General features: G+C 42.7%; 1 protein-coding gene. It reads right to left on the bottom strand.

The genetic code is table 11. From position 1 onward, the window contains the following. On the bottom strand, nucleotides 1-227 hold a 227-nt coding region (locus NLF92_RS13930), incomplete at both ends, for a glutaminase (RefSeq protein WP_254102875.1).

Raw genomic sequence — 227 nt, 5'->3', positions numbered from 1 at the left:
AATATGCCAATGCCACATTTTTTAGGAATTGAACCCATAATCCCTCCTGCTACTCCACTTTTTGCTGGAATACCGACATTAATCGCAAACTCCCCCGATGCATTATACATTCCACATGTCACCATAAACGTTTTACAAATACGAGCGACATCTACAGGGATAATTTGTTCATCTGTTTCGGGGTTACGTCCATCCATCGCCAACACACAGCCGATCCTTGCTAAATC

Source organism: Opacimonas viscosa, assembly GCF_024199005.1.
In the GTDB taxonomy this organism is placed as follows: Bacteria; Pseudomonadota; Gammaproteobacteria; order Enterobacterales; family Alteromonadaceae; genus Opacimonas; species Opacimonas viscosa.
Note: the sequence above shows the minus strand (reverse complement) of the source record. Positions and strands in the feature narration are given on the sequence as shown.